Below are 6,251 nucleotides of genomic sequence, written 5' to 3' on the forward strand. Positions count from 1 at the left end.
CAACCAGAGCGGGTGTGACGATTATAATCTTTGCAAAAACAGTTGCTTGTTCATGTTGTGCTGGCCCACTAGAGTAGAGCCAACAGAGTCAGGGAGTATGGATATGAAAATATTGATCACGGGAGGAACCGGTTTTATCGGCCGCCGCCTGGTGGCACATCTCAAGGTGCAGCACGAGGTAGTGGTGTTGACCCGTCAGGGGAGCCGCGCCTACGACCTGCTCGGCCATGACATCAAGCTGCTCGACAATCTGGATCGGCTCGACGACCTCAACGACGTGGATGCGGTTATCAATCTGGCGGGGGAGCCCATCGCCGCCGGACGCTGGAGCGAGCAACGCAAACAGCTGCTGTGTGACAGCCGCTGGCTGCTGACCGAACAGCTGGTCGACCTCATCAAGCTCTCCAGCACGCCGCCCAAGGTGTTGATCAATGCCTCCGCCATCGGCTGGTATGGGCGGCAGGGGGAGACGCCGTTGGACGAAGAGTGCAAGACTCCCCACGACGAATTTACCCATCAACTCTGTCAGCAATGGGAAACCCTGGCGCAAGAGGCTCGCAGCGCCCATACCCGGGTCTGCATAGTGCGTATCGGCCTGGTGCTCGGCGCCGATGGTGGCGCCCTGCCCAAGATGCTGCCCCCCTATCAGCTCGGCCTCGGCGGCCCCATGGGATCAGGCCAGCAGATCATGAGCTGGATCCACATTCAGGATCTGGTGCGCGCCATGCTGTTCCTGCTGGAGCACGACGAGTATGACGGCATCTTCAACGGTACGGCCCCCCACCCCGTCAGCAATCGCGAGTTCAGCCAAACCCTTGCAACTACTCTGCACCGACCGCATCTTTTCTTCGTCCCCGCACTGGCGTTGCGACTGCTGATGGGAGAGGCGGCCGACCTGCTGCTCACCGGCCAGAAAGTGCTGCCGGCCCGCCTGCTAGAAGCCGGTTTTCACTTCACCTTTCCCGAACTGCCCCAGGCCCTCACCAACCTGCTGCACCGGCCACGCTGAACCTGTTCCGGCAAGATGATTGCCGAAAATAACAAGCCCGGCCATGTGGCCGGGCTTGTTGCATTTGCGCAAAGAGCAAGAGACTAGAGCAGCCCCTGACCGAGCCCGCGCAGACGATCGCTCAGGGTACCCGCCAGCAATTGACGCTGCATTCCCTGCCCCGCCAGCGTCACCAGCAGGGCGCCCAGCAAGGGCAAGCCGCCCCAGATGGCCCAGTGGAACTGCCACTGCCCCTCAAACCACCACCATTGCAGACCGAAGGAACATAGCTCGACCACCATGGCGGCGCACAGCCCCGCCAGCAGGCCACTGGCAACAAGCTCCCAGCGCAGCATCTTCTTGAGCAGGTCGCTGCTGGCCCCCAGGGTGCGCATCAGCAACAGCTCGCGACGGCGGTGGGCCATGCTGGCCTGGGTCTGGGTCAGCAACACCAGCAGGGCAGCCACCGTCACCAGACCCAGCATCAGACCGAGTGCCCGGCTCACCTGATCAGACACAGCCGTCAGCCGCACTATCAGATCGTCTACATCGATGAGACTCACGGTGGGATGACGACGGATGATCTCCACCTCTGCCGCTCGGCCCTGCTCCGGCAGGCGATAGCTGCCAAGCCAGGTCTGGGAGAAAGAGGCCAGCATGTCAGGGGAGAAGATCATGTAGAAATTGGGCCGCATGTTGTCCCACTTGATGGCCCGCAAACTGGTGACCTGCGCCTTGAAGCTGCGCCCCTCTATGGTGAAGCCCAGAGTATCGCCGAGCGCTATGTCGAGTCGCTTGGCCAGGTCCTGGTCCACCGACACCTGGCCGGGCCCATCCAGCCAGCGTCCATCGGTCAGACGATTGTCTGGCGGCAGGCTGGCCGTGGTGGTGAAGTTGAGTTCGCGGTTCACCCCTTCCCGCCCATCCTCGTCGTTGTCTCGCACCGCCTCGCTGGCGATGCTGACCAGCCGGCCCCGTACCATGGGATAGAAATCCGAGGTCAGGGCACCCGCCTGGCGCAACTCGGCGAGGATCCCCTCCCGCTCGTGATCGGCCACGTTGACCAGGAAGCGGTTGGGTGCATCCACCGGCAAGCGGGCGGAAAACTCGTCGAGCAGGTCAACCCGTGCCGCCCACAGCAGGCCAAACAGCATGAGCGCGAGCGCAAAGCCAGCCAGCTGGAACAAGCCGCTGCCACGCTCGCGGGAGAGGTGATTGATGGCAAGGCGCAGCGCATGGGGCCCCTTGACCCGACGACCAAGCCGCAGCAGCAGGGAAGCGATCAGCGCCAGCAGCCCCATCAGCAGGCCCATGCCACCGATCAGCCCCAACGCCAGGGTCGCATCCGCGGTAAAGCCCCACACCAGACCAAACAGCCCCAGCAAACCGACCGGCAACGCCAGCCAGGGTGGGATCCCAGCCTCCAGCTCACGACGCAGCACCCGCAGTGGCGGTACCTTCAGCAGACGCAGGAAGGGCACGAAGGCCAGCAGCAGTGTGATGAAGAAGGCGACCGCCAGACCGAGGGCAAAGGGTCGCCAGGACGGCGGTGGCAAATCGGCCGGCAACAGATTGCCCAGCAGATGCAGGGTCAGCCACTGCATGGCGCTGCCCGCCACAAGACCGAGCAGGGCACCGACCAGGGTCAGCGCCAGCAGCAGCGAGCCCATCAGTTGCCAGAGCGTACGACGGGACGCCCCCAGCGTCTTGAGCAGTGCCACCATATTGGTCTGCCGCTCGGCGAAGTGGCGCACCGCTATGCCCATGGCCAGCGCCCCAAGCAGCACGCCAGCCAGGGAGGCTAGCCGGAAAAAGCGCTCGGCATTGGCCAGCGAGCGACCCACCTGGGAACCCTGATCGTCCGGCTTGATCAGTTTCTGTCCCGCTTTTAGTTTGGGTTTGAGCCAGCGCTCATAGCTGGCTACGTCCTCGCGCGCCCCTTTGAACAGGTAACGCCACTGCTGGCGGCTGCCCGGCAGCAGGGCGCCGGTCGCCTCGATATCATCACTGTGGATCAGCGCCCTTGGCGCCAGCAGGAAGGGGCTGAAGCCCTGATCCGGCTCCTGACCCAGCACTCCTGCCACCTTGAGGAGGGTATTGCCCACCTCCAGCTCATCTCCAATTTTTGCCTCCAGCAATTGCATCACCCGGGCCGAGAGCCAGATCTCGCCCGGGGCCGGTGCACGCTGGGGAGTCAGCTCCAGCTTGCCATAGAAGGGAAACTCGCTCGGCACGGCGCGGATGGAGGCCAGCTGCAGCGCATCGCCATGAAACAGCATGCTGTTGAAGCTGACCGTCGTCTGCACGGAGAGGCCCGCTTTTTCTGCCTGCTTGAGCCAGTCAGCTGGCGCAGGTGTGGCCGAGCGCAGCGCCCGGTCGGCACCGATAAAGTCGCGCCCCGATGCCTTGAGTCCGGCATCCAGTCTGTCCGCCACCAGAGCCACGCTCAGCACGCAGGCCACACTCAGCGCCAGCGCCAGCACGAACCAGCGCAACTCGCCGTTGAAGCCTTCTCGCCGCAACAGGCGCAATCCCAATCGCCACTGCATCATGCGTCACCACTCCCGTTCAATCGGCCAACCTTGCAGTCATATCCAGGCATTCTCTTATGCACGCTGCACCTCATGTTGTTCGACCTCCAGTCGTCCTGCCGCCATCACCAGTTGCCGCTGGCAACGCTGGGCCAAGTCGTGATCATGGGTGACCACCACGAGGGTGGTGCCATATTCACGATTGAGCTGGAACAAGAGTTCGATCACTGTCTCGCCGGTCTTGCTGTCGAGATTGCCGGTCGGTTCATCAGCCAGCAGCAGGCTGGGACGGGTCATGAAGGCGCGCGCTATGGCAACCCGCTGCTGCTCACCGCCGGAAAGGCGCGGTGGCAGATGGTGGAGACGCTCGCTGAGCCCCACCGCCGCCAGCAGCTCGCGGGCTCTGGGCTCGCAGCGGGTCTCGCCACGCAGTTCGGCTGGCAACATCACATTCTCAAGCGCACTCAGGGTAGGCAACAACAGGAAGGACTGGAAGATGAAGCCGACCTGTTCGGCTCGCAGGCGGGCACGGCCCTCCTCGTCCAGTTGCACCAGCGACTGCCCGAGGATCTCGATATCCCCCTCGCTCGGCAGATCCAGTCCTGCCAGCAGCCCCAGCAGGGTAGACTTGCCCGAGCCTGAGGCGCCGACCAGCGCCAGTGTCTCGCCGGTATTGACTTGCAGGTCGATCCCTTCAAGGATGGTGAGGCTTTCCTGGCCCAGGCTAACGGTTTTGCCCAGGCCCTTGACGACAATAATGGGAGTTGAATTCATGACGCGTTTCCTGTTCGCCTTATGTTGCCTGGTTTCATCGGTACAGGCACAAACCCTGATGGTATTGGGTGACAGCCTGAGTGCAGGTTATCAGATGCCGGCGGAGCAGAGCTGGCCTGCCCTGCTCAACCAGAAATGGCAGCAGCAAGGGGGCGAGCATCAGCTTATCAATGCCAGCATCAGTGGTGAAACAACGCAAGGGGCCCTGGCCCGCCTGCCCGCTCTGCTCAAGGAGCATCAACCGGACTGGGTACTGATTGAGCTGGGTGGCAACGACGGTTTGCGAGGGTTCGCCCCCGCCATCACCCGTGACAATCTGGCCAGGATGGTGGCGTTGACCAGGGAGCTGAAGGTCAAGACAGTGCTGACCCAAATCCAGCTGCCCCGCAATTACGGGGCTCGCTACCTACGCCAGTTCGAGCAGATCTTTCCGGAGCTGGCCGCCGCCAATGCGCTGCCACTGATGCCCTTCTTCATGGATGATATTGCGTTGCGCCCTGAACTCATGATGAACGATGGCATCCACCCCACGGCGGCGGCGCAGCCGCTGATCCGCGACCGTGTGGCCAGCTTTATCGAGCCCCTCTTGACCCAATAATGCCCCCAGTATCCCCCTATACGCACTATCGGGCCCTGTCGGCCCAAAACAAAGATCCCGCCGAAGCGGGATCTTTGTTTCCATGACCATCAGCGTTCCAGTATCTGGCGCAGCCGCTCCTGTGCCACCCCGACCAGCAGGTCCGGCTGGAATTTGGAGATGAAGCGGTCACACCCCACCTTCTTGACCATGGCCTCGTTGAAGTTGCCGCTCAGGGAGGTATTGAGCGTGATGAAGAGGTCCGACATGCGGGCATCACTGCGGATCTCGTGGGTCAGGCGATAGCCATCCATCTCCGGCATCTCGGCATCCGTGATCATCAGCAAGATTTCGTCGGTCACCTTCTTGCCCGCATCGCACCAGCCCTTGAGCAGATTGAGCGCCTCCAGGCCATCCTGGCATTCGATTACCTCAAGGCCCAGCTGGGCCAAGGTTTCACGCACCAGATTGCGGGCCGTGCTGGAGTCATCGACGATGAGCACCTTGCGACCATTCATCTGCGGCAATATGGCCAGGTCCAGCACCTCTTCCGAGATTCGGATGTCGTAGGTGATGATCTCGGCCAGCACCTTCTCCACGTCGATGATCTCGACAATCTGGTCAACGCCATCTTCGGGAACCCGGGTAATGGCGGTCAGATAGTTCGCCCGCCCGGCGGAGCGGGGGGGGGGCAAAATATCCTTCCAGGTCATGTTGACGATGTGGGCTACCTGCCCCACCAGAAAGCCCTGAATGGTGCGGTTGTATTCGGTGATGATGAGGTTGGACTCGCTGTCGATGGGCATGGCGCGCATGCCAATGGCGCTGCGCAGGTTGATCACGGGGATAGAGGTGCCACGGATGTTGGCCACCCCGCTGATGTTGTGGTGCGCCCCCGGCATTTTGTTGAGATGGGGCAGCTTGACCACTTCCCTCACCTTGAAGACGTTGATAGCAAACAGTTGTCGGGATCCCAAACGGAACATCAACAACTCCAGACGGTTCTCCCCTACCAGCTGGGTACGTTGATCCACTGAATCCAATATGCTCGCCATATAAAGCCCTTACGTCCGTTGCCCGAGTCTCGCCATAGTATAGAAGGGTCAGAATCCCAACACGACCCGTATTCTTATCCTATGTCGGCCAGATGATGACGGAACTTGATGAAAAAAATCGAGAATCGGCTCAAAGCCGGTCTCTCCCCACACTTGTCAGCAGCCAAATGGCTGACCCCCAGCCCTTTCGGCCTCGGGTGTGGGCCAGACTTTTGCGATGCGCAGCCAAATCCCCTGCCATCACCGCCAGTGGATGCACTTTCCGTTGGCCAGACATAAAAAAAGCGGCAGATTGCTCTGCCGCTTTTTACTGACTTCAAACCGGA

At 61.6% G+C, this 6,251-nt stretch carries 5 protein-coding genes; 2 read left to right on the top strand and 3 right to left on the bottom strand.

Features of this window, described 5'->3' with window-relative positions:
- The first annotated feature begins 103 nt into the window (after window positions 1-103).
- The gene (locus AC1P02_RS00665; protein ID WP_005317998.1) at window positions 104-1,009 is read left to right on the top strand and encodes a TIGR01777 family oxidoreductase; all 906 of its coding nucleotides are present in this window, start codon (window positions 104-106) and stop codon (window positions 1,007-1,009) included.
- Window positions 1,010-1,092: 83 nt separating this feature from the next.
- Here the strand turns inward: AC1P02_RS00665 and AC1P02_RS00670 are convergent, their stop codons facing one another.
- On the bottom strand, window positions 1,093-3,540 hold the full coding sequence (locus AC1P02_RS00670) for an ABC transporter permease (protein ID WP_087754970.1): 2,448 nt from the start codon (window positions 3,538-3,540) through the stop codon (window positions 1,093-1,095).
- Between the two features lie 54 nt (window positions 3,541-3,594).
- Complete coding sequence (locus tag AC1P02_RS00675) at window positions 3,595-4,293, bottom strand: ABC transporter ATP-binding protein (protein ID WP_005318003.1); 699 nt, start codon at window positions 4,291-4,293, stop codon at window positions 3,595-3,597.
- Here AC1P02_RS00675 and AC1P02_RS00680 point away from each other — a divergent pair.
- Window positions 4,292-4,891: an arylesterase gene (locus AC1P02_RS00680; RefSeq protein WP_485183594.1), complete on the top strand. Its 600-nt coding sequence runs from the start codon at window positions 4,292-4,294 to the stop codon at window positions 4,889-4,891. The two genes, AC1P02_RS00675 and AC1P02_RS00680, sit on opposite strands and share 2 nt — an antisense overlap.
- Window positions 4,892-4,980: 89 nt before the next feature.
- Here the strand turns inward: AC1P02_RS00680 and AC1P02_RS00685 are convergent, their stop codons facing one another.
- The gene (locus AC1P02_RS00685; RefSeq protein WP_021139650.1) at window positions 4,981-5,925 is read right to left on the bottom strand and encodes a chemotaxis protein CheV; all 945 of its coding nucleotides are present in this window, start codon (window positions 5,923-5,925) and stop codon (window positions 4,981-4,983) included.
- Window positions 5,926-6,251 lie beyond the last annotated feature (326 nt).

This window comes from Aeromonas sp. TS_SC_11, assembly GCF_057318915.1.